Source organism: Bradyrhizobium embrapense, from assembly GCF_001189235.2.
Lineage (GTDB): Bacteria > Pseudomonadota > Alphaproteobacteria > Rhizobiales > Xanthobacteraceae > Bradyrhizobium > Bradyrhizobium embrapense.
Genome location: NZ_LFIP02000002.1, coordinates 388,502 through 414,387 on the forward strand (window position 1 = coordinate 388,502; position 25,886 = coordinate 414,387).

At 64.3% G+C, this 25,886-nt stretch carries 27 protein-coding genes; 22 read left to right on the forward strand and 5 right to left on the reverse strand.

All coding sequences use genetic code 11. The features are described from left to right. The first annotated feature begins 87 nt into the window (after nucleotides 1-87). The 3 genes from AKN83_RS09235 to AKN83_RS09245 all read left to right on the forward strand — a co-directional run bounded on the left by AKN83_RS09235 (nucleotide 88) and on the right by AKN83_RS09245 (nucleotide 1,953). The gene (locus AKN83_RS09235; protein ID WP_063270689.1) at nucleotides 88-591 is read left to right on the forward strand and encodes a pilus assembly protein N-terminal domain-containing protein; all 504 of its coding nucleotides are present in this window, start codon (nucleotides 88-90) and stop codon (nucleotides 589-591) included. 172 nt (nucleotides 592-763) lie between these two features. Then, nucleotides 764-1,315, forward strand: a complete 552-nt coding sequence (locus AKN83_RS09240) for a TadE family protein (RefSeq protein ID WP_050405359.1) — start codon at nucleotides 764-766, stop codon at nucleotides 1,313-1,315. An 8-nt stretch (nucleotides 1,316-1,323) separates the two neighbouring features. Next, complete coding sequence (locus AKN83_RS09245) at nucleotides 1,324-1,953, forward strand: TadE/TadG family type IV pilus assembly protein (protein WP_244521940.1); 630 nt, start codon at nucleotides 1,324-1,326, stop codon at nucleotides 1,951-1,953. 200 nt (nucleotides 1,954-2,153) lie between these two features. Here the strand turns inward: AKN83_RS09245 and AKN83_RS09250 are convergent, their stop codons facing one another. The 3 genes from AKN83_RS09250 to AKN83_RS09260 form a co-directional block, all read right to left on the reverse strand. Next, complete coding sequence (locus AKN83_RS09250) at nucleotides 2,154-2,366, reverse strand: cold-shock protein (protein WP_016842648.1); 213 nt, start codon at nucleotides 2,364-2,366, stop codon at nucleotides 2,154-2,156. Between the two features lie 268 nt (nucleotides 2,367-2,634). Next, nucleotides 2,635-2,928 (reverse strand): translation initiation factor IF-1, encoded by a 294-nt coding sequence (gene infA, locus AKN83_RS09255; RefSeq protein WP_016842649.1) that lies wholly within the window; start codon nucleotides 2,926-2,928, stop codon nucleotides 2,635-2,637. 24 nt (nucleotides 2,929-2,952) lie between these two features. Beyond that, complete coding sequence (locus AKN83_RS09260) at nucleotides 2,953-4,425, reverse strand: DEAD/DEAH box helicase (protein ID WP_430641509.1); 1,473 nt, start codon at nucleotides 4,423-4,425, stop codon at nucleotides 2,953-2,955. 488 nt (nucleotides 4,426-4,913) lie between these two features. Between AKN83_RS09260 and urtA the strand changes: the two genes are divergently transcribed. The 17 genes from urtA (at nucleotide 4,914) to AKN83_RS09345 (ending at nucleotide 20,849) form a co-directional block, all read left to right on the forward strand. Further along, on the forward strand, nucleotides 4,914-6,242 hold the full coding sequence (urtA, locus tag AKN83_RS09265) for an urea ABC transporter substrate-binding protein (RefSeq protein WP_050405361.1): 1,329 nt from the start codon (nucleotides 4,914-4,916) through the stop codon (nucleotides 6,240-6,242). Between the two features lie 115 nt (nucleotides 6,243-6,357). Next, entirely contained in the window at nucleotides 6,358-7,953 is a 1,596-nt protein-coding gene (gene urtB, locus AKN83_RS09270; RefSeq protein ID WP_050405372.1) for an urea ABC transporter permease subunit UrtB, read from the forward strand. Then, on the forward strand, nucleotides 7,950-9,119 hold the full coding sequence (gene urtC / locus AKN83_RS09275; RefSeq protein WP_050405362.1) for an urea ABC transporter permease subunit UrtC: 1,170 nt from the start codon (nucleotides 7,950-7,952) through the stop codon (nucleotides 9,117-9,119). Before urtB ends, urtC begins: the two co-directional genes overlap by 4 nt. A gap of 4 nt (nucleotides 9,120-9,123) precedes the next feature. After that, nucleotides 9,124-9,885 (forward strand): urea ABC transporter ATP-binding protein UrtD, encoded by a 762-nt coding sequence (urtD, locus tag AKN83_RS09280; RefSeq protein ID WP_050405363.1) that lies wholly within the window; start codon nucleotides 9,124-9,126, stop codon nucleotides 9,883-9,885. A 4-nt stretch (nucleotides 9,886-9,889) separates the two neighbouring features. Next, nucleotides 9,890-10,585 (forward strand): urea ABC transporter ATP-binding subunit UrtE, encoded by a 696-nt coding sequence (gene urtE, locus AKN83_RS09285; protein ID WP_021076835.1) that lies wholly within the window; start codon nucleotides 9,890-9,892, stop codon nucleotides 10,583-10,585. Between the two features lie 50 nt (nucleotides 10,586-10,635). Beyond that, on the forward strand, nucleotides 10,636-11,472 hold the full coding sequence (locus AKN83_RS09290; RefSeq protein WP_050405364.1) for an urease accessory protein UreD: 837 nt from the start codon (nucleotides 10,636-10,638) through the stop codon (nucleotides 11,470-11,472). Between the two features lie 46 nt (nucleotides 11,473-11,518). Next, nucleotides 11,519-11,821: an urease subunit gamma gene (locus AKN83_RS09295; protein WP_063695274.1), complete on the forward strand. Its 303-nt coding sequence runs from the start codon at nucleotides 11,519-11,521 to the stop codon at nucleotides 11,819-11,821. 9 nt (nucleotides 11,822-11,830) lie between these two features. After that, a complete protein-coding gene (locus AKN83_RS09300; protein ID WP_050405365.1) occupies nucleotides 11,831-12,136 on the forward strand; it encodes an urease subunit beta in 306 nt (101 codons plus the stop codon). A gap of 443 nt (nucleotides 12,137-12,579) precedes the next feature. Then, on the forward strand, nucleotides 12,580-13,134 hold the full coding sequence (locus tag AKN83_RS09305) for an HD domain-containing protein (RefSeq protein ID WP_050405366.1): 555 nt from the start codon (nucleotides 12,580-12,582) through the stop codon (nucleotides 13,132-13,134). 1 nt (nucleotide 13,135) lies between these two features. After that, the gene (gene ureC / locus AKN83_RS09310) at nucleotides 13,136-14,851 is read left to right on the forward strand and encodes an urease subunit alpha (protein WP_050405367.1); all 1,716 of its coding nucleotides are present in this window, start codon (nucleotides 13,136-13,138) and stop codon (nucleotides 14,849-14,851) included. 49 nt (nucleotides 14,852-14,900) lie between these two features. Further along, nucleotides 14,901-15,200: a putative quinol monooxygenase gene (locus tag AKN83_RS09315; RefSeq protein ID WP_050405368.1), complete on the forward strand. Its 300-nt coding sequence runs from the start codon at nucleotides 14,901-14,903 to the stop codon at nucleotides 15,198-15,200. A 24-nt stretch (nucleotides 15,201-15,224) separates the two neighbouring features. Further along, nucleotides 15,225-15,524: a putative quinol monooxygenase gene (locus AKN83_RS09320; protein WP_050405369.1), complete on the forward strand. Its 300-nt coding sequence runs from the start codon at nucleotides 15,225-15,227 to the stop codon at nucleotides 15,522-15,524. 8 nt (nucleotides 15,525-15,532) lie between these two features. After that, a complete protein-coding gene (ureE, locus tag AKN83_RS38185) occupies nucleotides 15,533-16,138 on the forward strand; it encodes an urease accessory protein UreE (RefSeq protein WP_083991995.1) in 606 nt (201 codons plus the stop codon). Beyond that, nucleotides 16,119-16,856: an urease accessory protein UreF gene (locus AKN83_RS09330; RefSeq protein WP_063695275.1), complete on the forward strand. Its 738-nt coding sequence runs from the start codon at nucleotides 16,119-16,121 to the stop codon at nucleotides 16,854-16,856. Before ureE ends, AKN83_RS09330 begins: the two co-directional genes overlap by 20 nt. A 174-nt stretch (nucleotides 16,857-17,030) precedes the next feature. Then, the gene (gene ureG / locus AKN83_RS09335; RefSeq protein WP_050405414.1) at nucleotides 17,031-17,669 is read left to right on the forward strand and encodes an urease accessory protein UreG; all 639 of its coding nucleotides are present in this window, start codon (nucleotides 17,031-17,033) and stop codon (nucleotides 17,667-17,669) included. 308 nt (nucleotides 17,670-17,977) lie between these two features. After that, the gene (locus tag AKN83_RS09340) at nucleotides 17,978-19,633 is read left to right on the forward strand and encodes a CHASE domain-containing protein (protein WP_050405413.1); all 1,656 of its coding nucleotides are present in this window, start codon (nucleotides 17,978-17,980) and stop codon (nucleotides 19,631-19,633) included. Between the two features lie 187 nt (nucleotides 19,634-19,820). Next, nucleotides 19,821-20,849: a cytochrome-c peroxidase gene (locus AKN83_RS09345; protein WP_050405412.1), complete on the forward strand. Its 1,029-nt coding sequence runs from the start codon at nucleotides 19,821-19,823 to the stop codon at nucleotides 20,847-20,849. A 31-nt stretch (nucleotides 20,850-20,880) separates the two neighbouring features. On the opposite strand, the gene AKN83_RS39505 is transcribed toward AKN83_RS09345, so the two are convergent. Further along, nucleotides 20,881-21,042, reverse strand: a complete 162-nt coding sequence (locus tag AKN83_RS39505; RefSeq protein ID WP_157113290.1) for a hypothetical protein — start codon at nucleotides 21,040-21,042, stop codon at nucleotides 20,881-20,883. Between the two features lie 331 nt (nucleotides 21,043-21,373). Between AKN83_RS39505 and AKN83_RS09350 the strand changes: the two genes are divergently transcribed. Then, on the forward strand, nucleotides 21,374-22,357 hold the full coding sequence (locus AKN83_RS09350; RefSeq protein ID WP_050405421.1) for a hypothetical protein: 984 nt from the start codon (nucleotides 21,374-21,376) through the stop codon (nucleotides 22,355-22,357). Between the two features lie 20 nt (nucleotides 22,358-22,377). On the opposite strand, the gene AKN83_RS09355 is transcribed toward AKN83_RS09350, so the two are convergent. Then, nucleotides 22,378-22,743, reverse strand: coding sequence for a methylamine utilization protein (locus tag AKN83_RS09355; RefSeq protein WP_050405411.1), 366 nt, complete (start codon nucleotides 22,741-22,743; stop codon nucleotides 22,378-22,380). Nucleotides 22,744-22,957: 214 nt separating this feature from the next. Between AKN83_RS09355 and AKN83_RS09360 the strand changes: the two genes are divergently transcribed. Beyond that, complete coding sequence (locus AKN83_RS09360) at nucleotides 22,958-25,867, forward strand: EAL domain-containing protein (RefSeq protein ID WP_083991996.1); 2,910 nt, start codon at nucleotides 22,958-22,960, stop codon at nucleotides 25,865-25,867. Nucleotides 25,868-25,886 lie beyond the last annotated feature (19 nt).

Sequence of the window (25,886 nt, forward strand, 5' to 3'; positions counted from 1 at the left end):
AAATGAATTGCCGTCAGATTTGCCAGCGTCGGGCGCCGGTCCGCAGCGTATCGCCTTTGCCGGCCTGTTAACGTCCCGGGGTAGAGTATGTCGTTTCAGTCCCAGCGTATTCGCGCCGTCATGCGCATCGGTTTCATCTCGATGGCCGCAGCCTTGCTGCTGGGGCCTGCACTCGCAACGGCAGCGCCGGATCCCGACCGGATCGCGGTCAATGTCGATCAGGCCAAGCTCGTCAAGCTGCCCGGCGGCATTGCCACGATCGTGGTCGGCAATCCCCTGATCGCCGACGTCACCCTGCAGAATGGCGGGGTTGTCGTGGTGACCGGCAAGGGTTATGGCGCGACCAATTTCATCGCACTCGACCGCTCCGGCCAGGTGCTGGTGGATCGCCAGATCCAGGTCGAAGGTCCGAGCGATCAGCTCGTCACCGTCTATCGCGGCATCGATCGCGAGACCTATAGCTGCATGCCGGTTTGTCAGCGTCGCATCACGCTCGGCGACGGCGACACCTATTTCAAGGCGACCATGGATCAGGCCGGTACGCTCAACAATCAGGCCTCCGGCTCGGGCGGCGCGAAGCCGCAGAACTGACGCGCGTCCGCTCCGGGCGCCTCACACGCCGCCGTCCTGGCCGATCGCAGGCCGCTCGCCCGACGTGCTTAACAAAGGCCTACCGGATTGGGTCGCTCTGTCTCGATTCGGCGAAATACTTCAACAATGACTCTTCGGTAGTTGTTGCCGTCACATTGATCCGGGGTCGTTGATGCTGCTGCCCGCTCATCCTCTTGCACGCCTGCTCCGTCGCTTTCGCCGAGACCGCCGCGGTGCGACCGTGGTCGAATTCGCGATGGTCGCGCCGCTGTTTTTCGCGCTGCTTTTTGCGATCATCGAAGTGGCAATGATCTTCTTCGCCAGCCAGGTGCTTGAGACGGCGACGCAGGATTCCGCGCGGATGGTCATGACCGGTCAGGCGCAGGGCGCGAATTACAGCCAGCAGGATTTCAAGAAATTCGTCTGTGGCGCGGTCAGCCAGGCGTTGTTCGATTGCAACAACGGCATCTACGTCGACGTGCGGAGTTATCCTGCGACGAGTTTTTCGACCGTCAACCTCGTGCCCATCATCGACCCCACCCAGGTGAAATGGTGTCCCGGCAAGGACGGTGACGTCGTCGTGGTCCGGCTGTTCTATCAGTGGCCGCTGTTCGTCACCAAGGTCTTCAGCTCCACCGCCCTCGCCAACGGCAAGCGGCTGCTGATCGCGACCGCAACGTTCAAGAACGAGCCCTCCGGAACCGCCGGCACGACATGCTCATGAGCAAAGTCATGAAAACCCCGCCCGCGGCGTTGCTGCGCTTTGTCGTCGCTCTCGGGCGTGATCGCCGGGGCCTCGCCGCCGTCGAGTTCGCTTTCATCATGCCGCTGATGCTGGTGCTGTTCTTCGGCACCGTGGAGTTCTCATCCGGTGTCGCGGTCGATCGCAAGGTTACGCTGATGGCGCGCGCCGCGTCGGACCTGACATCGCAGGCGACGCAGGTGGTGGATGCCGACCTCCAGAACTTCTTCAGCGCCAGCGTCGGCATCATGACGCCCTACGATCCGTCGCCGACCAGGGTCACGTTGTCGGAAATCTACGTCGACAAATCCAACATCGCGCGGATCCAGTGGAGCAAGGCGGGGGTGATGAGCGCGGGCGCCACGCAGGCTACCGTGGTAGCCTCAAGCCGCAGTCAGGGCGACATCGTGACAAGCATCGTTCCGTCGGCGCTGCTGGTTTCGGGCACCTATCTGATCTTCAGCGAAGTCAGCTACAAATACGTTCCGACGGTCGGCTATGTGATGGCCAAGGCCGGCATTAATCTCAGCGACGTTGCCTTCACGCGGCCGCGGCAGTCGGTTTGCGTGTTCTACGCGCCGACCTCCGCCACCATGCCGACGACCTGCTCGACCTACTAAAGCATGATCCGGAAAAGTGCGAAGCGGTTTTCCGAAAAGATCGCTCAAACAAGGAGCTCAAGCGCGAAGGTGCTTCAACCTGATCTCATCGCGCTTTAGGATCACAGAGCGCGATCCAGACAAAAAGGGCCGCACCCGAAGGTGCGGCCCTTGATGCTTTGACGACAATTTCCTGGAGCTTCGCGCTCCGGGAAATCGGCTTATCCAGCGGCGCGCAGATTGTCGGCCGAGGATTTGCCGGAACGGCGGTCAGCAACGATCTCGTAGGAGATCTTCTGGCCCTCACGCAGAGTGCCAAGGCCGGCGCGCTCGACTGCACTGATGTGCACGAACACGTCGTTCCCGCCTTCATCCGGCTGGATGAAGCCGTAGCCCTTGGTCGCGTTAAACCACTTCACGGTTCCCATGCTCACGTGGGTAGTCCCTTCTCAGATATACAAGTTCAAGACCCGCTGGTCGGCGGGGTGGTGAGATCGAATTTTTGGAAGGGTCGTCAGCGTCTGAACCGGCTGTACCGGTATTGGCTAATGTCGTCCGGCCGAAAATCGATGGGTAGGATATTATTCGATAGAAGGGCTCAAAACAATCCTGACGTGCGCGATTTTTTGGCCGGCGCAGCCGCCGGCCAATTGTTGCGCAGGACATCGGGACGCCATGCGCGCGACGGTTGCAATGTCCAGCCTATCGGCGACGGAACTGGCCGCCGCGCTGCGCACCGCCCCGCGGCGGACCGCCGGGTGCGCCACTCGGACGTTCGTCCTTGTGCCGAAAAATCAGGCGGCCTTTTTCGAGATCGTAGGGCGACATTTCGATCGTGACACGGTCGCCGGCCAGCGTCTTGATGCGGTTTTTCTTCATCTTGCCGGCGGTGTAGGCGACGATTTCGTGTCCGGCATCGAGTTGCACCCGGTAACGAGCGTCGGGGAGGATTTCGGTCACCAGTCCTTCGAACTGGATCAGCTCTTCCTTAGCCATATGGTTCTCCAGATCGAGCGACGGCTAGTGCTTCGGTCGGTTGTTGCGGTTGTGTTGCGGATTCGGCCGGCTCTCGCGATGCAAGAAGGCGACGCCCTGGATGCCTTCGCTGTTTCCGGCCTGCGACGGACGCGGCGACTCGCCCCGGCTCGTCTGCGGCGCGCCATTATTACCACCCCGACGGCGGCGGCGGCGAGGCCCTTTTGCACCTGGAGCGGCCTCATTCCCACGGACATTATGCGCGCGTGGCGCAGAGCGGCCGCCCCGGTGGGGGTGGGTCGCCGATGCGGGCGCCGCGGCCTCGCGGCTGCCAGCGGAGCCGCCTTGTGCGCGGCGGTCTTCCCGCGGCACGGTAATCCGGATCAGCCGCTCGATATCGCGCAGATAGCCCATCTCCTCGGCACCCGCGATCAGCGAGATCGCGACCCCGTCGGCGCCGGCACGCGCGGTGCGGCCGATGCGGTGGACGTAGGTTTCCGGGATGTTGGGCAGGTCGAAGTTCACGACGTGGCTGACGCCGTCGACGTCGATGCCACGGGCGGCGATATCGGTCGCCACCAGCGTGCGGATCTCGCCGGAACGGAATGCCGCCAATGTCCGCTCGCGGTGGTTCTGCGACTTGTTGCCGTGGATCGCATTGGCCTCGATGCCCGCCTTGGCAAGGCTCTTCACCACCTTGTCGGCGCCGTGTTTGGTGCGGGTAAACACCAGGGCACGATTGACCGGCTCCTGTTTCAGAAGCTGGGCGAGAACCGCCGGCTTGGCCGCGAAATCGACCTGGATCGCGCGCTGGGCGATGCGATCCACCGTCGAGGCCACCGGCGTCACCGCCACGCGGGCCGGGTCGCGCAGCATCGCCTCGGCGAGCTCGGCGATGTCCTTGGGCATGGTGGCCGAGAAGAACAGCGTCTGCCGGCGGATCGGCAGCTTGGCGACGATTTTGCGGATGTCGTTGATGAAGCCCATGTCGAGCATGCGGTCGGCTTCATCGAGCACCAGGAACTCGACCTGGTTGAGCTTCAGCCCGTTGCTCTGCACGAGATCGAGTAAGCGGCCGGGCGTGGCGACCAGCACCTCGACGCCCTGCATCAGCGAACGGACCTGGCGGCCCATCGGCACGCCGCCGATGGCGAGCGTCGAGGACAGCCGGATGTGGCGGCCATAGGTGTTGAAGCTGTCGAGGATCTGCCCGGACAGTTCGCGGGTCGGCGACAGCACCAGCACCCGGCAGCTCTTGGGCTGCGGGCGGACGCGGTTCTCGAGCAGACGGTGCAGGATCGGCAGCGCGAAGGACGCGGTCTTGCCGGTTCCGGTCTGGGCAATGCCGACGACGTCGCGGCCGGCGAGTGCGAGCGGGATGGTCTGGGCTTGGATGGGGGTTGGCGTGAGATAATTTTCTTCTCGAAGCGCGCGGGCGATGGGATCGGCGAGGCCGAAATCCTGAAAGGAGGTCAAAAGGTGGTTCTTTCCATAAAAGCCGTCATCGTCCCGGCCCATCTCGGCCGGAATCGCATGAAGGCATTCGGGGACACCCGCGTGTCTGGGGCGTCGAGCTTGGTTAGCTGAAAGGCGAGCCAGAAGCCGCTTGGGGCAGCTTGAACACGCAGCTCGCGAAGGCACCGCGATGTCGCGGGCATGCCGAGGATATGGACCAGGAACTGGGCGGTTTCAAGATGATATCGCCGAGTTTGGTGCGCCGAATGCGCCGAACCATCGCGCAAACTGTCACAAATCGCTGCCGGAAATTTAGCCAAGAGGCCAATTTTGCCTATAAAATAACCTGATTGCTCTTTCGGAGGTCAAGTTGATGGCTCAATGATTGGGCGGTCGCGCTCCGTATTTGCCCGGAACCTGCGAAATTATCCTGCCCGTTCATCGGCTTACGGTGCCCACGCACCGTGGCATAGTTCTTGCGATTCCCTTAACCGCAGGCGGCCAAGCGGCCGTTCGCAGCGTTCACGCCTGCGTCAGGGAGACGACATTTCATGCTTACTCAGCTTACTCACAAAATAACGACGATGACCCGCCGCCGCGCGCTCGCGGCGACGGCCGGCCTGGTTTTGGGCCTGGCTGCGTCCTCGCCGTTCGCGCCCGCACAAGCGGCCGATGACACCATCAAGGTTGGCATCCTGCACTCGCTATCGGGCACCATGGCCATCAGCGAGACCACGCTGAAGGACACAATCCTTTTCCTGATCGACGAGCAGAACAAGAAGGGCGGCGTGCTCGGCAAGAAGCTCGAGGCCGTCGTCGTCGACCCCGCATCGAACTGGCCGCTGTTCGCCGAAAAGGCCCGCGAGCTGATCACCAAGGACAAGGTTGCGGTCGTGTTCGGCTGCTGGACCTCGGTGTCGCGCAAGTCCGTGCTGCCGGTGTTCAAGGAGCTCAACAACATCCTGTTCTATCCGGTGCAGTATGAGGGCGAGGAGTCCGAGCGCAACGTGTTCTACACGGGCGCAGCGCCGAACCAGCAGGCGATCCCCGCCGTCGACTATCTGATGAAGGAAGAGAAGGTGAAGCGCTGGGTGCTGGCCGGCACCGACTACGTCTATCCGCGCACCACCAACAAGATCCTGGAAGCCTATCTGAAGTCGAAGGGTGTCGCCCAGGACGACATCATGATCAACTACACGCCGTTCGGCCACTCCGACTGGCAGACGATCGTGGCCGACATCAAGAAGTTCGGCTCCGCCGGCAAGAAGACCGCCGTGGTCTCCACGATCAATGGCGACGCCAACGTTCCGTTCTACAAGGAGCTCGGCAACCAGGGCATCAAGGCGACCGATATTCCGGTGGTCGCGTTCTCGGTCGGCGAAGAAGAGCTCGCCGGCATCGACACCAAGCCGCTGCTCGGCCATCTCGCCGCCTGGAACTACTTCGAATCGATCAAGACCCCGGCGAACGAGAAGTTCATCAAGGAGTGGCAGGCCTACACCAAGAATCCGAAGCGCGTGACCAACGATCCGATGGAAGCGCACTACATCGGCTTCAACATGTGGGTGAAGGCTGTCGAGAAGGTGAAGTCGACCGATCCGGACAAGGTGATCGACGCGCTTCCGGGCACCGAGGCGCCGAACCTGACCGGCGGCACCTCGAAGATGCTGCCGAACCACCACATCACCAAGCCGGTGTTCATCGGCGAGATCAAGGGCAACGGCCAGTTCGACGTGGTCTGGAAGACCCCGGGCCTGGTGGCCGGCGACGCCTGGTCGAAGGAGCTCGAGGGCTCCAAGGACCTGATCGGCGATTGGGTCGGCAAGAAGTGCGGCAACTACAACACCAAGACCAACAAGTGCGGCGGCCAGGGCTCCTGATAGGGCGCGCCTGACTCAACAACGACACAACACAACCTTCCAACACCGGAGAAGGCGGCATGCTCGCCGCCTTCTCCTCCACTCCTGCCGGGGTACTGACGTGTTTGCTATTTGTATTGATCGCTTTCGCACTCTGTTTCTCTCGATCCTGCTGCTGAGCTGCGTTGCTGTGCCGGCGCTGGCCGGCCCGTTCGAGGATTCGGTTGCCAAATTCGCCAATGACGAGTTCTCCGACACGGAGGCTGCGATCGGCGAGGTTGCTGCATCGGGCAATGCGCTCGCCTCGCCCATCATCAGCGCGCTGCAGGACGGCCGGTTGTCGGCCGATCCCGACAGCAAGAAGGTCTTCATCACCCAGGCCGATGGCAAGATCGTCGACGCCGCAACCGGCGCGGCCGTCGACAAGCTGCCCGACAATGCGGCCGCGGTTCGTCTCAACAACCGCCTGCGCCGCACCGTGGAGGCCGCGCTCGGCGGCCTGACGCTGCTGTCGCCGGATCCGGCCAAGCGCCTCGCCGCGGCGCAATCGGTGTTCAAGAGCCACGAGGAGAATCTGCTGCCGACGGTGGAGGGCGCGCTCGCCAAGGAGAGCGTCAAGTCGATCAAGCAGGCCTTCGCCGAGGCGCGCGCCGCCATCATCCTGTTCAAGTCGGATGCATCGGACAGTGACAAGCTCGACGCCGTCGCCGTGGTCAAGGCGCGTGGCGACCAGGAGGCGCTGGCGCTGCTCACCGGGCTCGGCGACCAGCCGCCGGTGGTCGCCAAGGCGGCGGCAGCCGCGGTGACATCGATCCAGAGCAATCTCGCGATGTGGTCGATGGTGCAGAACGCCTGGTACGGCCTGTCGCTCGGCTCGGTGCTGCTGCTCGCCGCGATCGGGCTTGCCATCACCTTCGGCGTGATGGGCGTCATCAACATGGCGCATGGCGAGATGGTGATGCTAGGCGCCTACACCACCTTCGTGGTGCAGGAGGTGATCCGCACCCGTTATCCCGCGCTGTTCGACTATTCGCTGCTGATCGCGGTGCCGCTCGCCTTCCTGGTCGCGGGGTTCATCGGCGTCCTGATTGAGCGCACCATCATCCGCTTCCTCTACGGCCGTCCGCTGGAGACGCTGCTCGCGACCTGGGGCCTGTCGCTGGTGCTGCAGCAGGCCGTGCGCACCGCGTTCGGCCCGACCAACCGCGAGGTCGGCAATCCGTCCTGGATGAGCGGCGCCTTCGAGCTCGGCCAGATCACCATCACCTATAACCGGCTCTGGATTCTCTGCTTCACGCTCGCGGTGTTCGCCATCCTGCTGGCGATGCTGCGCTACACCGCGCTCGGGCTCGAGATGCGCGCGGTGACGCAGAATCGCCGCATGGCGGCCTCGATGGGGATCGCCACCTCGCGCGTGGACGCGCTGACCTTCGGCCTCGGCTCGGGGATCGCGGGCATCGCCGGCGTGGCGTTGTCGCAGATCGACAATGTCAGTCCGAATCTCGGCCAGAGCTACATCATCGACAGTTTCATGGTCGTGGTGTTCGGCGGCGTCGGCAATCTCTGGGGCACGCTGGTCGGCGCGTTCACGCTCGGCATCGCCAACAAGTTCCTCGAGCCGGTGGCGGGCGCCGTGCTCGGCAAGATCGCGATCCTGGTGCTGATCATCCTGTTCATCCAGAAGCGGCCGCGCGGCCTGTTCGCGCTCAAGGGCTGGGCGGTGGAAGCATGACGCCGCATATCCTGACCCGTTCGCTCGATCGCGCCGCGACCGCGTTCGTCCTGATCGTCGCCGCGGTCGGCGTGCTGATCCCGCTGTCGAACCTGCTGCTGCCGCAGGGATCGATGTTCCAGGTGCCTACCTATCTGGTGGCGCTGTGGGGCAAATATGTCTGCTACGCCATCCTCGCGCTCGCGATCGATCTGATCTGGGGCTATTGCGGCATCCTTTCGCTCGGCCATGGCGCGTTCTTCGCGCTCGGCGGCTACGCCATGGGCATGTACCTGATGCGGCAGATCGGCAGCCGTGGCGTCTACGGCAACCCTGTTCTGCCCGACTTCATGGTGTTCCTGAACTGGGACAAGCTGCCCTGGTACTGGTACGGCTTCGATAAATTCTGGTTTGCTGCCTTGATGGTGCTGCTGGTGCCGGGCCTGCTCGCCTTCTGCTTCGGCTGGCTCGCCTTCCGCTCGCGTGTCACCGGCGTGTATCTGTCGATCATCACGCAGGCCATGACCTATGCGCTGCTGCTCGGCTTCTTCCGCAACGATTTCGGCTTCGGCGGCAACAACGGCCTGACCGATTTCAAGGACATCCTCGGCTTCAACGTGCAGGCCGAAGGCACCCGTGCCGTGCTGTTCCTGCTGAGCTGCCTGGCGCTGATCGTCGCCTTCCTGATCTGCCGCGCGATCGTGACCTCGAAGCTTGGCAAGGTCCTGATCGCGGTGCGCGACGCCGAAAGCCGTACCCGCTTCCTCGGCTATCGCGTCGAATCCTACAAGCTGTTCGTGTTCACGCTGTCGGCCTGCATGGCCGGCGTCGCCGGCGCGCTCTATGTGCCGCAGGTCGGCATCATCAACCCGAGCGAGTTCGCGCCCGGCAATTCGATCGAGGCGGTGATCTGGGTCGCTGTCGGCGGCCGCGGCACGCTGGTCGGCGCCGCGCTCGGCGCGGTCGTCGTCAACTATGCCAAGACGTTCTTCACCTCCGGGCCGCTGGCGCCGTACTGGCTGTTCATGCTGGGCGCGCTGTTCATCCTGGTCACTCTGCTGTTGCCCAAGGGCATCGTCGGCACCTTCAACAGCTGGTGGGAGCCGATCAGGGCAAGGCGCAACTCGCCCGATGCGGAGAGTGCGGCGCGCGAAGACGGCGTCGGCGCGCCGAACCCGGCGGAGTAGGCAGATGAACGTCATGGATACCCGCGCCACTTCGGCCATGCTCTACCTCGACGGCGTGCACGTCTCGTTCGACGGCTTTCACGCCATCAACAATCTGTCGCTGACGCTCGCGCCCGGCGAGATGCGCGCGATCATCGGCCCGAACGGCGCCGGCAAGACCACGATGATGGACATCATCACCGGCAAGACCAAGCCGGATGAGGGCACCGTGCTGTTCGACGGCACCGTCGACCTGACCCGGCTCGACGAGACCCGCATCGCCGAGCTCGGCATCGGCCGCAAATTCCAGAAGCCGACGGTGTTCGAGAGCCAGACCGTGCAGGACAATCTGCTGCTCGCGCTCAATGTCGATCATTCCGTGCGCGGCACGCTGTTCTGGCGCGGCAGCAAGGCGGAGTCCGAGCGCATCGACAAGGTGCTCGAGACCATCCGCCTGACCGATGCGCGCAACCGCCTCGCCGGCAGCCTGTCGCATGGCCAGAAGCAGTGGCTCGAGATCGGCATGCTGCTGGCGCAGGACCCCAAGGTGCTGCTGGTCGACGAGCCGGTCGCCGGGATGACCGACGTCGAGACCCATCTCACCGCGGAGCTGCTGAAGGAGATCAACAAGAACCACACCATCATGGTGGTCGAGCACGACATGACCTTCGTGCGCGAGCTCGGCGTCAAGGTCACCTGCCTGCACGAAGGCACGGTGCTCGCCGAAGGTTCGATCGACCAGGTGTCGTCGAACGAACGGGTGGTCGAAGTGTATCTGGGGCGCTAGGGCGATGCTGAAGGTCGACAACATCAACCTCTATTACGGCGCGGCGCAGGCCTTGCGCGGGGTGTCGCTGACCGCCGAGCCCGGCAAGGTCACGTGCGTGCTCGGCCGCAACGGCGTCGGCAAGACCTCGCTGCTGCGCGCCATGGTCGGCCAGTATCCGATCGCCTCCGGCGCGATCAATTTCGACGGCAAGGACATCACCGCGCTGAAGCCCTATGAGCGGGCGCGGCGCGGCATCGGCTTCGTGCCGCAGGGCCGCGAGATCTTCCCGCTGCTGACGGTGGAGGAGAACCTCAAGACTGGCTTCGGTCCGCTGAAGCGCGAGGACCGCAACATCCCCGATGACGTATTCTCGCTGTTTCCGGTGCTGCAGACCATGCTGGGCCGCCGCGGCGGCGACCTCTCCGGCGGCCAGCAGCAGCAGCTCGCGATCGGCCGCGCGCTGGTGATGCGGCCAAAGCTCCTGCTGCTAGACGAGCCGACCGAAGGCATCCAGCCCTCGATCATCAAGGACATCGGCCGCGCCATCTCCTATCTGCGCAATCTCGGCAACATCGCCATCGTGCTGGTCGAACAATATCTCGACTTTGCCTGCGAACTCGGCGACAGTTTTGCCGTGATGGACCGGGGCGCGGTGAAATATGCCTGCGATCGCGCAAGCCTCGATCCCGCCGAGATCAGCCGCCAGATGGCGCTGTGAACAGGATGTGACGCCGCCCTTTGTGGCGTGGGTTGAGGGAGCGTCGGAGAATGCGGACCGGGATCGCAAGCGCGGAAGCGGCGACGTTTGCGGCAAACCGCGCCCAGGGCGCGGTCAGGTTCGGCGTACATCGCAAGGACGGGACCACCCGCCGCGGCGACTTGCATGAGTCAGGCTCGCTGCGCGTCCGCTTTCCATCGCCCGAGGATGACGGTCTGTCGGCGATGTTTGTCAACACTGCCGGCGGCATTGCCGGCGGGGACCGTTTCGAGATCGCGATCGCAGCCGGCGAGGGAGCCCGGCTGACGCTGACCACAGCAGCCGCCGAAAAGGTCTACCGCGCCCCCGGCGCCGCGGCGCGGCTCGACATCGCGCTGAAGGTCGCTGATGGCGCGCATCTGTCCTGGCTGCCGCAGGAGACCATCCTGTTCGACCGCGCCCGGATCCATCGCCGCTTCGACATCGACCTTGCCGAGGGGGCCTCGCTCCTGCTGTGCGAGAGCGTGGTGTTCGGCCGCGCCGCGATGGGCGAGACCATGCGCCATGGCGAGTTCGTCGACCGCTGGCGGATGCGCCGCGGCGGCCGGCTGGTGTTTGCCGAGACCATCCGCCTCGACGGCGAGATCGGCGAGAAGCTGGCAAGGCCCGCGGTGGCAGGGGGCGGCTGCGCGATCGGCACCGCGCTGATCGTGCCGGGCGACGAAGCGCTGGTCGCGCGCATCCGCGAGGCGTCGGACGGCTTCGGCGGCGAGGTCGGCATCTCCGCGTGGAATGGCTTTGCAATGGCGCGCTTCTGTGCCCAAGATGCCGCCCGGCTGCGCGCCGACATGATGGCGGTGCTCGGCCGCGCCTCCTTGGTCCCGCTGCCAAGACTCTGGCTCAACTAAATGCCTGTGGCTCAACCAATCCTTTCAAGATCATCAGAGTGCTCGCATGAATTTGTCTCCCCGCGAAAAGGACAAGCTCCTGGTTTCGATGGCCGCGATGGTGGCGCGCCGCCGGCTCGAGCGTGGCGTGAAGCTGAACCATCCCGAAGCGGTGGCGCTGATTACCGATTACATCGTCGAGGGCGCGCGCGACGGCCGCACCGTCGCCGAGCTGATGCAGGCGGGCGCCAAGGTCCTGACCCGCGCGCAGGTGATGGACGGCATCCCGGAGATGATCCACGACATCCAGGTTGAGGCGACATTCCCCGACGGCACCAAGCTCGTCACCGTGCACGAGCCGATCCGATAGGAGCGCGACATGATCCCCGGCGAACTCTTCATCAAGGACGGCGAGATCGAGCTCAATGCCGGCCGCAAGACCGTGACGCTGTCGGTCGCCAACACCGGCGACCGCCCGATCCAGGTCGGCTCGCACTACCACTTCTTCGAGACCAATCCGGCGCTGAAATTCGATCGCAGACGCGCCCGCGGCATGCGCCTCGACATCGCTGCCGGCACCGCCGTCCGCTTCGAGCCCGGCCAGACCCGCGACGTGCAACTGGTGGCGCTCGCCGGCAAGCGTGTGATCCACGGCTTCCGCGCCGAGGTGAAGGGGAAGCTGTGATCCTTCGTGAGGTGAGCACATCGGTAGGGCTCCCTCCCCCCTTGCGGGGAAGGGTTGGGGAGAGGGGTAAGCCGCTGACCGATGATATCCTGCGAGCGCGCGCAATCCGGCTCGGCAGCTCGAATGTCGCTAGCGTGGTTGTTGCGTCACGTTATCCAGCTGAGCAAGCGGCACCCCTCTCCCTAACCCTCCCCCGCAAGGGGGGAGGGAACCCTGCCGTCGGAGGCTTCCTTACATCTGATGCCGATGGAATGGAGAAGCTGTGATGCTGCGCGGAGAAGCTTCAGCACCAAGTAAGGTGAGCACGTTGGTCAGGCTCCCTCCCCCCTTGCGGGGGAGGGCTGGGGAGAGGGGTGAGCCGCGGGCTCTGGCCAAACAGATTCGGGAAGTCGGTGCAACGCGGCTCCGCAACGCGCGCCTCTGCACAGGGGCGCTGTAGCCGCATGCTCCCTCCAGTTCGCCTGATCTCCGAAGCTGCCGAGCTCGCTGCGCGCCGTCACAGCGGCATGGCGCGCAAGGGGCGGGGGAATGAGCCGTACATCAACCATCTCGCCGAGGTCGCGAACCTGCTGGCGCAGGTGACTGATGGCGCCGATGCCGAGCTGGTGGCGGCGGGCTGGCTGCACGACACCATCGAAGACACCGAGACGACGCGCGAGGAGCTCGCGCAAAGATTCAGCGCACGCGTCGCCGCGCTGGTGGTCGAATGCACCGATGACATGAGCCTGCCGAAAGCGGTCCGCCGGCAGAAGCAGATCGAAGACGCTCCGCGCAAATCGCCCGGCGCAAAGCTGATCAAGACCGCCGACAAGGTCAGCAATATCGGCGCCCGGATCGTGCCGCATCCGAGCCAGGACGAGCGCGACGATCTTGCCGACTATGCGGCCTGGGCCGACCAGGTCGTCGCCGGCTGCCGGGGCATCAATCCGCGGCTCGACCGCATTTTCGACGACACCATGGCGCGTGCCAGGGCCGCGCTGGCTGAAACTGGGGGCTGATATGTCCGTGAAGATCAAGCGTTCCGTCTATGCCGACATGTTCGGGCCGACCACCGGCGACAAGGTGCGGCTCGCCGACACCGATCTGATCATCGAGGTCGAGAAGGACCTCACCACCTATGGCGAGGAGGTGAAGTTCGGCGGCGGCAAGGTGATCCGCGACGGCATGGGGCAGTCGCAGGTGACCAACGCGCAAGGCGCGGCCGACACCGTGATCACCAACGCGCTGATCGTCGATCACTGGGGCATCGTGAAGGCCGACGTTGCGATCAAGGAGGGCATGATCGCCGCGATCGGCAAGGCGGGCAATCCTGACATCCAGCCCAACGTCACCATCATCATCGGGCCCGGCACCGACGTGATCGCGGGCGAAGGCAAGATCCTCACCGCGGGCGGATTCGACAGCCACATCCATTTCATCTGTCCGCAGCAGATCGAGCACGCGCTGATGTCTGGCGTCACCTCGATGCTCGGGGGCGGCACCGGTCCCTCGCATGGCACGTTTGCCACCACCTGCACGCCCGGCCCGTGGCACATGGGGCGGATGATCCAGTCGTTCGACGCCTTTCCGGTCAACCTCGGCATCTCGGGCAAGGGCAATGCGTCGCGGCCGGCGGCGCTGGTCGAGATGATCAAGGCCGGCGCCTGCGCGCTGAAGCTGCATGAGGATTGGGGCACCACGCCGTCGGCGATCGACACCTGCCTCTCGGTGGCGGACGATTACGACGTCCAGGTGATGCTGCACTCGGACACGCTGAACGAATCCGGCTTCGTGGAAGACACCATCAAGGCCTTCAAGGGCCGCACCATCCACGCCTTCCACACTGAAGGTGCCGGCGGCGGCCATGCGCCCGACATCATCAAGGTTGCCGGCCTGAAGAACGTGTTACCGTCCTCGACCAATCCGACGCGGCCATTCACCCGCAACACCATCGACGAGCATCTGGATATGCTGATGGTGTGCCATCACCTCGATCCGTCGATCGCCGAAGATCTCGCTTTCGCCGAAAGCCGGATCCGCAAGGAGACCATCGCTGCCGAGGACATCCTGCACGATCTCGGCGCGCTCTCGATGCTGTCGTCGGACTCGCAGGCAATGGGCCGGCTCGGGGAGGTCATCATCCGCACCTGGCAGACTGCCGACAAGATGAAGAAACAGCGCGGAGCGCTGCCGCAGGACAAGGGCAACGACAACGACAATTTCCGCGTCAAGCGCTACATCGCCAAATACACCATCAACCCGGCGATCGCGCATGGCGTGTCGAAGCTGATCGGTTCGGTGGAGAAGGGCAAGATGGCCGATCTGGTGCTGTGGTCGCCGGCGTTCTTCGGCGTCAAGCCGGACTGTATCATCAAGGGCGGCTCGATCGTGGCGGCGCCGATGGGCGATCCCAACGCCTCGATCCCGACGCCGCAGCCGGTGCATTACCAGCCGATGTTCGCCGCCTTCGGCAAGTCGCTGACGGCATCCTCGGTCGTGTTCACCTCGAAGGCTGCCGTCACCGGCGGCCTCGCCCGCAAGCTCGGCATCTCGAAGAAGCTCTACGCGGTGCAGAACACCCGCGGCAAGATCTCCAAGAAAAGCATGATCCACAACGATGCGACGCCCAAGATCGAGGTCGATCCCGAGACCTATGAGGTACGCGCAGACGGCGAGCTGCTGACCTGCGCGCCGGCCGAGGTGCTGCCCATGGCACAGCGCTATTTTATGTTCTAAAACCCATCCCGGTATCCAAAGCCAAAACAGAAAACCGGGAGGAATTTCCGTGATTTACGTCGTTGCCACGCTGACCATCAAGCCCGAGACCCGCGCCGAATTCATCGCTGCGGCAACCGCCTGTATCAAGGAAACCCGCAAGGAGCCCGGCAACATCGCCTACGACCTGCACGAGAGCGTCACCGACCAAAGCAAGATGGTGTTCGTCGAGCAGTGGGAGAACGCCGAGGCGCTGGTGCCGCATCGCACCGCCGAGCACATGAAGACGTTCGGCCGGGTCGCGGTGAAGTGCATGGCCGCGCCGCCGAAGATCGAGGTGATCACGCCCGAGAAGGTCGACGTCCGCTGACAAGAAAAAGAAGGGAGATCATCCATGATCTATGTCATCGCCACCACGCCGATGAAGCCGGAAAAGAAGGACGACTTCATTAGGGGACACAAGGCGTGCATCGCCGAGACCCACAAGGAGAAGGGCTGTCTCGCCTATGAGGGCCATGTCAGCGTCAACGATCCCAATCTGTATGTGGTGGTCGAGCGCTGGGAAACCCGCGATGACCTGACCGCGCACAGCAAGGCGCCGCACATGAAGGTGTGGCGCGAATATTCCGCGGAGATGAAGACGGGCCCGACGGTGATCGAGATCATCAGCGACGCCAAGGTTCAGAAGCTCTGAGGCATTCGATGATCCGCGCAACCAAGGTCCTGGGACAGCATCGCTGGACGGAAGCGGCAGCCGACACCGTCGTGCTCGATTTCGACGACCGGCACCGGCGGCGGATGGCGATGACCGGGACGCGCGGGCTCGAATTCCTGCTCGATCTGGAAAGTGCCGTCGCGCTGCGCGGCGGCGACGCGCTGGTGCTGGAGGACGGCCGCCTCGTCGAGGTGATCGCAGCTCCCGAGCCGCTCGCGGAAATCCGCGGCAGCGATCCGCATCACCTGATCCGGGTCGCCTGGCATCTCGGCAACCGCCATCTGCCGACGCAGATCATGCCGAAGGGCCTGCGCATTCGGCGCGATCACGTGATCGAGGCGATGGTGAAGGGGCTTGGCGCCCGGGTCATCGAGATCGAAGCGCCGTTCGACCCCGAAGGCGGCGCCTATGCCGAGCATGCGCATGCCGACGAGCACGCGCATGGTCATACCGGGCACGATCACGCCCATGGCCATGCGCACGATCATGGCCACCACCATCATCACGGGCATGACCACCACCATCATCATGATGAGCATTGCGACCACGCCCATCATCACCACGACCACTCCCATGCTCATGACCACAAATGAGCCTGATCCCGCCGCGGTGCGCGGCGGGATGGCGGAGGACGAGGCGGCCGCGCTGTACCGGCTGATGACGTGGCTGTCGCCGTCCTTTCCGGTGGGCGCGTTCGCCTATTCCAGCGGTATCGAATGGGCGGTCGAGGCCGGCGACATCACCGATGCCGCATCGCTCCGCGGCTGGCTCGCGGCGATGCTCACCGACGGCAGCGGCTTCTGCGACGCCGTCTTCCTTGCACAAGGCCATCGCGCGGCGTCGGAGCCCGGCCACGCCGGGCTGCAGGAGATCGCCGAGCTTGCTGCCGCCTTGGTGCCGTCGCGCGAGCGGCAGCTCGAGACCACGACGCAGGGGCGCGCCTTCATCGAGATCGCGCGCGCGGCCTGGAATTCGCCCCGTCTCGACGCGATGATCGCGGCCTGCGACGGGCCCATTGTCTACCCGGTTGCGGTCGGCGTCGTCAGCGCTGCGCACGGCATCCGGCTTGCGCCGTCGCTGCACGCCTTCCTGCATGCCGTGCTCTCCAACTGGATTTCCGCCGGCAGCCGGCTGATTCCGCTCGGGCAGACCGACAGCCAGCGCGTGTTGGCCGATCTCGAGCCGGTCGTTGCCGCCACCGCTGCGCGGGCCGACGCAGCCTCGCTCGACGATCTCGGCAGCGCGACCTTCCGGGCCGACCTCGCCAGCCTGCGCCATGAGACGCAGTATACGAGGCTGTTTCGGTCATGATGGGTAATCCGCTGTCGTCCCGGCGAAGGCCGCGACCCATAACCACCGGCTTTGGTGGTTGTGCAGGGCTGCGGCCCCAGCGCATCGCAACAATTCAATTCGGTGGTAATGGGTCCGGGCCCCCGTGCGCAATTGCGTGCTAGGCCGGGACGAGGATAACGGAGAGAGCGCCTCATGCCCACTTCTCATGGTCCGTTGCGGGTCGGCGTCGGCGGTCCGGTGGGCTCCGGCAAGACCGCGCTGATGGATCTGCTCTGCAAGTCGATGCGCGAGCGCTACGACATCGCCGCGATCACCAACGACATCTACACCAAATGGGATGCCGAATTCCTGGTGCGTTCCGGCTCGCTGACGCCGGACCGCATCGCCGGCGTCGAGACCGGCGGCTGTCCGCACACCGCGATCCGCGAGGACGCCTCGATGAACCTCGCCGCGGTCGCCGACATGCGGGCCAAATTTCCCGACCTCGACCTGGTGCTGATCGAGTCCGGCGGCGACAATCTGGCCGCAACCTTCTCGCCGGAATTGGCCGACCTCACGATCTACGTCATCGACGTTGCGGCCGGCGACAAGATTCCCTCCAAGGGCGGCCCCGGCATCACGCGGTCCGACCTGCTGGTGATCAACAAGATCGACCTCGCGCCCCACGTCGGTGCGTCGCTGGAGAAGATGGACACCGACGCGAGGCGGATGCGCGGCCAGCGGCCCTTCGTGATGACCAATCTGAAGAAGAGCGAGGGCCTCGACCGCATCATCGGCTTCATCGAGACCAAGGGCGGCCTTCGGCCGCAGGCGGCAGGCAAGGCGAGGTAGCGCGTTAATCATTGTGGCGGAGCCGCCAAATGCACCGCTGATCCTTTGGCGCACCAACCCCGCCGCAAAAAAGCTGCGCAATCGCCGGAACAATTGCCAACTTCGACGATTACCAACCTTTGGCGCCGCCAAAGACCGCCGGGTGGCGTCGTCGTTAATGTTGCCGACCGGCTGCTGTTGCGTACCGATGATCGCCGTTCCATATTCCTTTGCGCCTGGCGTTCATCGCATCCTGATTTTTCGCCGCCCCCGCAGAAGCCAGATGCCTACCGTACCCTTTCGCCACCCCCTGATTGCCGAGTAAGCGTGTGGTTCGACTGGGCTTCATCGTTGCATTGATTGCGCTGATCGGAGTTCTGCTCTCCGGTCTTGCGGCCTATCGGGTGCACGATCAGGAGCTCGCAATCGACGGTATCGCACTGGCGCGTGCGATCGACGTCCACGCCAGCCTGGTGCAGGACCGCCTGACCGAGCGCGAGCTGCTGGCGCGGGTGGCCTCGGGGCTGTTCCGGACGCCGTCGATGGTGAAGGCCAACATGCTGCAGCCGCTGCGCTCGGCGATCTACGCCTTCAAGACCGATTTCGTCGTCGCCGCCTGGATCGCGCGGCTCAAGCCGAACGAATTGACCGCGGCCGAGGCGGAGCTGAAGGCCGCCGGCTTCACCAATCCCTCGATCCGCGATTTCGACGACCAGGCGCTCGACATCAAGGCGCTCGACAAGCCGATCAACGTGTTGATGGACGTCGAGCCGCGCAATCCGGAGACCCTGAGCATCCCGGGCCGTGCCTTCGACCGCCACTCGGTGGTCGGCCCGATGCTGGCCAAGGCGATGGAGAGCGCCAAGCCCGTGGCCTCGGACCCGGTGCCGCTGCTGCGGCAGAACGGCCCGGTCGGGGTCGTGCTCGCCGCGCCGGTGTTCCAGGAGGGCGCCTCCGAGCCGGCCGGCTTCATCACCTTTTCCTACGAGCTATCGTCGCTGATGCTGACCAACGACGATTCCTCGCTGTTCGCGGTGGCGTTGAAGGACCCGCGGGATTCCAACGACGAGTTCACCGCCAACGAACAGGGCATCGTCACCTCGCGCGCGGTGCGCCAGGACGGCCCGGTGCCGTCGATGGTCCGCACGGTGACGTTCGGCGGCCGGGACTGGTCGCTCGACTATTATGCGAAGAGCAACGCCACGGTGCGCGCGCAGCAGACCGCGACCATCGTCGCTGCGATCGGCCTCGCGCTGACCGGCATCGTCTGCGGCCTGTTCGGCTATGTCGCCTACAACAACCTTCGCCTCAGCCGCGAGATCGAGGTCCGGATCGGCTTCGAGCGCCGGCTGACTGCTGTGATCGACGAGCTCAACCATCGGGTCAAGAACATCCTCGCGGTGATCCAGTCGATCGTGACCCGCACGCTGCGGCACGGCGCCGACATCGACGTCGCACGCGAACTGTTGATCGGGCGCATCCACGCGATGTCGAATGTCGTCACGCTGCTCAGCGAGAGCCAGTGGCAGGGCGTCAAGCTGAAGGGCCTTTTCGAAGCGCGCGCGATTCCGCATGCCGATCGGATCGCGGTGAACGGTCCTGATATCACCGTCAGCGCCCGCGCCGCGCAATCGCTCTCGCTGCTGTTCTTCGAGCTCGCCTCGCATTCCGACGAAGGGCTGTCGCTGGTCGGCAAGCATCCGCACATCGTCGCGAACTGGGAAGTCGCCGGCGAGGATGCGGTCTTCCACTTCCGCTGGGAGGAGTTCAACACCAGCCAGGCGACGCGGCGCGCCGACAGCGATTTCGGCTTGATCCTGCTCGACCGCGTCGCGCCGGAGGCGCTCGGCGGCACCGCGAAGCGCTACTTCACCGACGTCTCCTATGTCTATGAGCTCACCGCGCCGATGGACACCGTGGTCGACATGACCGAGCGCGACCGCACCGAGCAGTTCTCCGCACCGGTCCGTCCGGTCAAGAAGTAGAGCGGTGTCGCCGCCCCAGGTTGTGCAACTCTGTCGCTGCCCGGATTGATCGAAATAAGGCGCGTCGGACGACGCTCATGCCAATCCATGTCGAAATCCGGCATCCGTAATAGCCCGCAACCGAGCGTTAAAACTTCGTTGAACATGCTTGGGCATATACCGAGCAGGATACCGTCTGAGGACCCCGATGAGGCTTTGGGTCAGCCTGACCTTGCTCGCGGCAGTTTTGCCTGTCGGGCTGTCGCTTGCCTTGACCCCGGGGACGGCGCCGAGCGACCCTGCAACAATACGCGCCAGCTATCGCCGGCCCGACGTCGTTCCCTTCCCGAGCAACAATCCCTATTCGGAGGCGAAATCCGCGCTTGGGCAGATGCTGTTCTTCGATCCGCTCCTGTCGCGGTCCAAGACGCATTCCTGCGCGAGCTGCCACAAGCCGAGCCTGTCATGGGCCGACGGCTTGCCGCGCGCCATCGGTGAGGATCCGAAGGGCCTGCCGATCCGCTCGCCGACGCTGATCGACGTGGCGTTCTTCGAGCCGCTGGGATGGGACGGCAAGTTCAGGGATCTCGAATCCGTTGCATTCGGGCCGATCCTGAGCCCGATGAACCTTAACATGACCGAGCCGGAATTGATCGCGCGTCTCGCGGCGATCCCCGGCTATGTCGATGCATTCGCTCACGCGTTCGGAGACGGCGCGATCACACGGCCGAGGATCGAGCAGTCGCTGGCGACTTTCGAGCGCTCCATCGTTGCGGGCGAGGCGCCGTTCGACCGCTGGATCAAGGGCGACGAGAGCGCGATCGGCGCATCGGCCCAGCGCGGCTTTGAGCTTTTCAACGGCAAGGGACGCTGTTCGTCCTGCCACAGCGGCCCATCCTTCTCCGACGGGTCCTTCCAGGATATCGGCACTGCCAAGGGCCACGACATCGGGCGCGGACGTTACTTTCCGACCTCGGCGAAGCTGAAATATGCGTTCAAGACCCCGACATTGCGCGACGTCGCGCGGCGTGCGCCCTACATGCACGACGGATCGGTCGCAACGCTGGAAGATGTCATCGAGCTCTACAACAAGGGCGGGATCGAGCGGCCGAGCCGGTCACCCGACATCAAGCCATTGTCCCTGACGGCAGGCGAGAAGAAGGACCTCATCGCCTTCCTGCAAACCCTGACCGCCACGGCCCCGCCGGTGGCGGGGATCCCCAAACTGCCGCGCTGAGCGCAGCAGGAGGGCTTTGAACGGGGGCTTGTCAGGCGAGGTGCGGCAGCGCAGCCCCGAGCAGGCCAAGCCCGACGACCAGGAATGCGCCGGCGCAGGTCTCGAGGGCCGCCGTGCGCGACGGGGACGATTTTGTCACATAGGCGAGGGCTGACCCCACCCCGATACTCACGACGCTCATCGCTCCGAACATTTAACCGGCCTCCCGATCCGATTTGTCCGGGTTTCACTACGACAGTTGAATTGAGCCCCCGTGCCGGAATTAGCTAAAATTCGATGGAACCGGCCGGAAAAGACGCACTGAAGGACGGGCTGGGACCTGGCTGCCGCAATTAACCACAATGCAACCAGCGGATGTCTGGGCAGGCGCAATGCGTAAAATTTGATATAAGTTAAACAAGTCCTTAAGCGTGCAAGTCCTTAAGCGTATCTGTGTGTGGGCGGTTGGTTCAATGTTTAGTGGGCGGGAGCGAGATGCCGCGTCGGCTGTGCGCTCCTTTTTCGCCACGTGCCTTGCAGCGGTTTTGTTTTGTGTCACAGCCGCGCGCAGTGCCGAGGCACATGTCAAATGGTTTTGCGCCTACGATGTCGCCGGTCAGCCGCGCGGACTCGAGAATGTCCTTTGCCTCGATTTTGAACTGTTGCTCGGCGTCGCCGTGTTCTGGCTGTTTGCGGGCTGCCTGATCGAACCGACATCGCTCGGCGATGCGACCATTCGCGTGCTGGACCGCATTACCGAAGGTCTGCGGCTGCACACCGAGACGATGATGCGCGCGGTCTGCGCCTTCTTCTTCATCTCGATCTGGGCCGTCGGCGGGATCCTGCTGACGCCCGAGTTGAAGACGTCGTCACCGCTGGTGGGCGCATTGCAACTCGCCATCGCCGCCGGAATGCTGTCTCGGCGCACGCTGCCGCTCTCGGCCGTGGGAATGGCGATCCTGTTCGGGATCGGTATCCGCGACTACGGCGTCTTCCATCTCGCCGACTACCCGATTTTTCTAGGCGTTGCCGCCTATTTTGCACTGATCGGGCTGAACAAGGACCTGTTCGGCATCCGCCCGATCGACGTCATGCGGTACGCCGCGGCGGTGACGCTGATGTGGGCTTCGATCGAAAAATGGGCCTATCCGGAATGGAGCTTCCCGCTCCTGATCGAGCATGCCGGGATGACCCTCGGCTTCGACAATGAATTCTACATGCGCGCTGCCGGCATGGTGGAGTTCACGCTCGCTTTCGCCCTGATCTGGACGCCGCTGATCCGGCGCTGCGCCGCCGCCGTGCTGGTGGGGATGTTCATCAGCGCGTGCTTCGAATTCGGCAAGATCGACACCATCGGACACTCGGCGATCATCGCCGTACTGTTTGCGATTGTCGCCGACAACAAGGTGCTGCCGCGCGATCGTCGCGCGGCATGGCTTGCCCCGGTCGCGCTCTGCGCCGCGCTGTCGCTGACGCTGTTCGTCTACTATTTCGGCCACGCCGCGATCTTCAAGACCTCGATCCTGTAGATCGTGATGGCTGTGGGGGACTATTTGGCGACATGGACGGCAAGCTTCATCTTCGGATGAATGCCACACAACACGGTGTAGTCGCCTGGCACCGAAAAGGTGACGTCGAACTTGCTGCCCGGCTGCTGGTCGCCGGAGTCAAAACTGAACGTATCGCTGCTCAAATAAGCGTGATGAAGCAGCTCGCCGTCATCGTTAATGAATCGTAAAACCTCGCCGCGCTTGATCGAGATCTCCGCGGGCTTGAATTCACGATCCTTCTGCGAAATGACATAGGGACTGGCACCCAGAGCGGCGCCGGCTAGCGCTCCCGTGACAATCGCGGCCATCAAAGGCACGCGGCCGGACCGGCCGAGGCGCAGGATGCGCAACAAGCCTGACTGCATGAGACCCCCGCTTGGAATTCCAACCCCGGCTACTCGAGCGTGCAAATGAAGCGTCCCGGATTACCTGTAAGGGTGATTATCGCCAGCTGATCTTAACGATTTCAGCATGAGTTGCAGTCACTACTAAAGCAATTTTGAGCAGACAGTCATTTTTCCGCAAGCGCTGCGCGTTTCTGCGTAGCTTGAACATCGAGCACTACGGCGAAACGCGGGTATGGATAGCCTGTTGGGCAACCTCAAGGTAAAGATCGGTGCAGCCTTCCGGCTCGCAACCGGCGGCCTGTCGCGCATTGCCCTGACCACGGGTTCGATCCGCACCCAGATCCTGATTTTCTGCCTCGCGATGAGCGCCGTTGCGGTCGCGCTCGGCGGATACTCCATCCTCGGCATCCGCCATGCCGGCGATCTGGTAGCCAAGACATTCGACGAATCCCTGATGTCGATCAATTACGCCCGCGCCGCCGGTGCGGACTTCGCCTCGATGCGGGTCGCCTCGTCGCAGCGTCTCTTGACCACGGATCCGGAAATCCGGGCCAGCCTCGACAGCCAGATCGAAAAGCTCGCCAAGACGCTCTCCGAAGACCTGACGATCGCCGCCGATCGCTCGCAGTCCTCGCGCGCCGCGCAAGCCGCGGCCAAGGTTCAGGAAGCCGCCGACGCCTGGATGGCACTGCATCGCCGTGCGATCGGATCCTCGGTCGAGGGAAATGCGGCGGCTGATCCGCAAGTATCGGGGACGACGGTCGGCGATGTCGATCGCTACTCCAAGATCGTCAGCCAGCAGGTCGAGCTGCTGGTCAACTATACGGCCGGTGACGGCTTCCTGTTCCGGCAAAAGGCGCTGTCGACCATCAAGCGGGATCTGCAGCTCAACGTCGCAGGGCTGACCGTCGCGCTGTTCCTGTCGGCGCTGTTCTCGTGGTTGCTGGCGCGCCGGATCATCGGGCCGGTCGCCATTGCATCGCGGGCCGCGCGAAGCATCGCCGGCGGCGACCTCGATGCGACCGTCCCCAAGGGCGGCACCGACGAGCTCGGCACGCTGCTGACCGCCATGGAAACCATGCGCGACAACATCAGGCGGATGGTCGATCAAGAGGTGTCGCAACGCCGCTCCGCCCAGGCGCGGCTCTCCGATGCGCTCGAAACGTCGCACGAAGGCGTCGTGCTGCTCGATGCGGACGGCCAGATCGCGCTGGCCAACTCGCGCGCCAGCGAATTCATCCGCCTCTCGCCGCAGCTCCTGCAGTCGGATCGGCTCGACGCGCCCAGCCTGGCGCCGGCCGACGGCGACTTCGATGGATTCGCGAGCGAGGCGCAGCTTGCCGACGGGCGCTGGCTGCGGGTCAGCCGCAGCGAGACGCAGGAGGGCGGCGTCGTTCTCGTCTACAGCGACATCTCCGCGTTGAAGCAGCAGAAGGCCGAGCTGCATGAAACCAATCTGCGGCTCGATGCGGCGCTCACGCACATGTCGCAAGGGCTGTGCCTGTACAACAGCGAGGCGCGGCTGCAGGTCGCCAACCGCCGGTTCTGCGAGATCTTCGATATTTCGCCGGAGCTCGTCGTTCCCGGAATGACCATGGAGGACGTGCTCGGCCTCAGCGTCGCCGCCGGCAGTCACGGTGAGCGGAGCGTCGCCGACCTGCTGGCGGAACGCGAGCGATCGATGGCCCAGCACGAGGGCAACTATCTGCAGCATCTCAGCGATGGACGGATCATCGCCATCGCGCAGCGGCCGACATCCGACGGAGGCTGGCTCGTGACCTGCGAGGACGTCACCGAACAGCAGCGCGCCGAATCGCAGATCGCGTTCATGGCCCGGCACGATGCCCTGACCAGGCTGCCGAACCGGACGCTGCTGGCGGAACGGATCGAGCTCGCGGTCGCCCAGGTCGGCCGCGGATCCGGCTTCGCGGTGTTCTGCCTCGATCTCGACAATTTCAAGCAGGTCAACGATACGCTCGGGCATCCGGTCGGGGACGAATTGCTGTGCGCGGTCGCGGACCGGCTCAACGCCTGCGTCCGCGAGGTCGACACCGTCGCGCGTCTGGGCGGCGACGAGTTCGCGGTCATCCAGTGCGGCGTCCAGGGCGGCGAGGAGGCCGAACGGCTCGCTCGCCGCATCGTGGAATGCGTCGGCGCTCCCTATGAGCTGAATGGGCATCGCGTCGTGGTCGGATGCAGCGTCGGCATCTCGATGTCGCCGGGCGACGGCACCACCGGCGAGAAGCTGCTGAAGAACGCCGACGTCGCGCTGTACCGCGCCAAGATGGAAGGCCGGGGCACCTGGCGCTTCTTCGAGCCTGCGATGGACGCCAGCCTGCAGCGGCGCCGGGCGATCGAGCTCGATCTGCGCGAGGCGATGGCCAAGGACGAGTTCTCGCTGTACTACCAGCCGCTCTACGATCTGCATCTCGATCGCATCTGCGGCTTCGAGGCGCTGCTGCGTTGGCATCATCCGAAGCGCGGACTGGTGCCGCCGGACCAGTTCATCCCGATCGCCGAAGAGATCGGCCTGATCGGCCCGCTCGGAGAATGGGTGCTCAATCGCGCCTGCGAGCAGGCCGTCACCTGGCCCACCGAGATGAAGCTCGCGGTCAACGTCTCCGCGGTCCAATTTCGCGATCCCGCCTTCATCGACGTCGTCGTCAACGCGTTGGCGGCGTCGAAATTGTCGCCGCGCCGGCTGGAGCTCGAAATCACCGAATCCGTCTTCCTCGCCAACAGCAGCGAGACGCTTGCGACGCTGCACAAGCTGAAAGCACAAGGGGTGCGCATCGCGCTGGACGATTTCGGCACCGGCTATTCGTCGCTGAGCTATCTGCGCAGTTTCCCGTTCGACAAGCTCAAGATCGACAAATCCTTCGTGCGCGACGCGACCGCGACGCATGGATCGAAGTCGATCGTGCGCGCCGTCATCAGCCTCGGCAGAAGCCTCGGCATGACCACGATCGCCGAAGGCATCGAGACCGTCGAACAGCTGGACCACATGCGAGCCGAAGGCTGCAACGAGGCCCAGGGCTTCCTGTTCAGTCATCCGGTCCCGGTGACCGAGATCGCGGCCAAGATCCTCGAATTGAGGAACGGCTTCAAGCCGGCGGCCGTCAAGCAGGCGATGGCGGGCTAAGCGCGCCGGCCGGGCTGTT

Coding starts and splice junctions, on each gene's coding strand:
- AKN83_RS09330 (WP_063695275.1), top strand. CDS start 16,119: ATGCTCATGACCACAAATGAGCCTGATCCCGCCGCGGTGCGCGGCGGG.
- urtD (WP_050405363.1), top strand. CDS start 9,124: ATGAACGTCATGGATACCCGCGCCACTTCGGCCATGCTCTACCTCGAC.
- AKN83_RS09345 (WP_050405412.1), top strand. CDS start 19,821: ATGAGGCTTTGGGTCAGCCTGACCTTGCTCGCGGCAGTTTTGCCTGTC.
- AKN83_RS09360 (WP_083991996.1), top strand. CDS start 22,958: ATGGATAGCCTGTTGGGCAACCTCAAGGTAAAGATCGGTGCAGCCTTC.
- AKN83_RS09260 (WP_430641509.1), bottom strand. CDS start 4,425: ATGGGCCGGGACGATGACGGCTTTTATGGAAAGAACCACCTTTTGACC.
- AKN83_RS09245 (WP_244521940.1), top strand. CDS start 1,324: ATGAAAACCCCGCCCGCGGCGTTGCTGCGCTTTGTCGTCGCTCTCGGG.
- AKN83_RS09295 (WP_063695274.1), top strand. CDS start 11,519: ATGAATTTGTCTCCCCGCGAAAAGGACAAGCTCCTGGTTTCGATGGCC.
- infA (WP_016842649.1), bottom strand. CDS start 2,928: ATGGCTAAGGAAGAGCTGATCCAGTTCGAAGGACTGGTGACCGAAATC.
- AKN83_RS09355 (WP_050405411.1), bottom strand. CDS start 22,743: ATGCAGTCAGGCTTGTTGCGCATCCTGCGCCTCGGCCGGTCCGGCCGC.
- ureG (WP_050405414.1), top strand. CDS start 17,031: ATGCCCACTTCTCATGGTCCGTTGCGGGTCGGCGTCGGCGGTCCGGTG.
- ureE (WP_083991995.1), top strand. CDS start 15,533: ATGATCCGCGCAACCAAGGTCCTGGGACAGCATCGCTGGACGGAAGCG.
- urtC (WP_050405362.1), top strand. CDS start 7,950: ATGACGCCGCATATCCTGACCCGTTCGCTCGATCGCGCCGCGACCGCG.
- AKN83_RS39505 (WP_157113290.1), bottom strand. CDS start 21,042: ATGTTCGGAGCGATGAGCGTCGTGAGTATCGGGGTGGGGTCAGCCCTC.
- urtE (WP_021076835.1), top strand. CDS start 9,890: ATGCTGAAGGTCGACAACATCAACCTCTATTACGGCGCGGCGCAGGCC.
- AKN83_RS09320 (WP_050405369.1), top strand. CDS start 15,225: ATGATCTATGTCATCGCCACCACGCCGATGAAGCCGGAAAAGAAGGAC.
- AKN83_RS09300 (WP_050405365.1), top strand. CDS start 11,831: ATGATCCCCGGCGAACTCTTCATCAAGGACGGCGAGATCGAGCTCAAT.
- AKN83_RS09305 (WP_050405366.1), top strand. CDS start 12,580: ATGCTCCCTCCAGTTCGCCTGATCTCCGAAGCTGCCGAGCTCGCTGCG.
- AKN83_RS09235 (WP_063270689.1), top strand. CDS start 88: ATGTCGTTTCAGTCCCAGCGTATTCGCGCCGTCATGCGCATCGGTTTC.
- AKN83_RS09240 (WP_050405359.1), top strand. CDS start 764: ATGCTGCTGCCCGCTCATCCTCTTGCACGCCTGCTCCGTCGCTTTCGC.
- ureC (WP_050405367.1), top strand. CDS start 13,136: ATGTCCGTGAAGATCAAGCGTTCCGTCTATGCCGACATGTTCGGGCCG.
- urtA (WP_050405361.1), top strand. CDS start 4,914: ATGCTTACTCAGCTTACTCACAAAATAACGACGATGACCCGCCGCCGC.
- AKN83_RS09290 (WP_050405364.1), top strand. CDS start 10,636: ATGCGGACCGGGATCGCAAGCGCGGAAGCGGCGACGTTTGCGGCAAAC.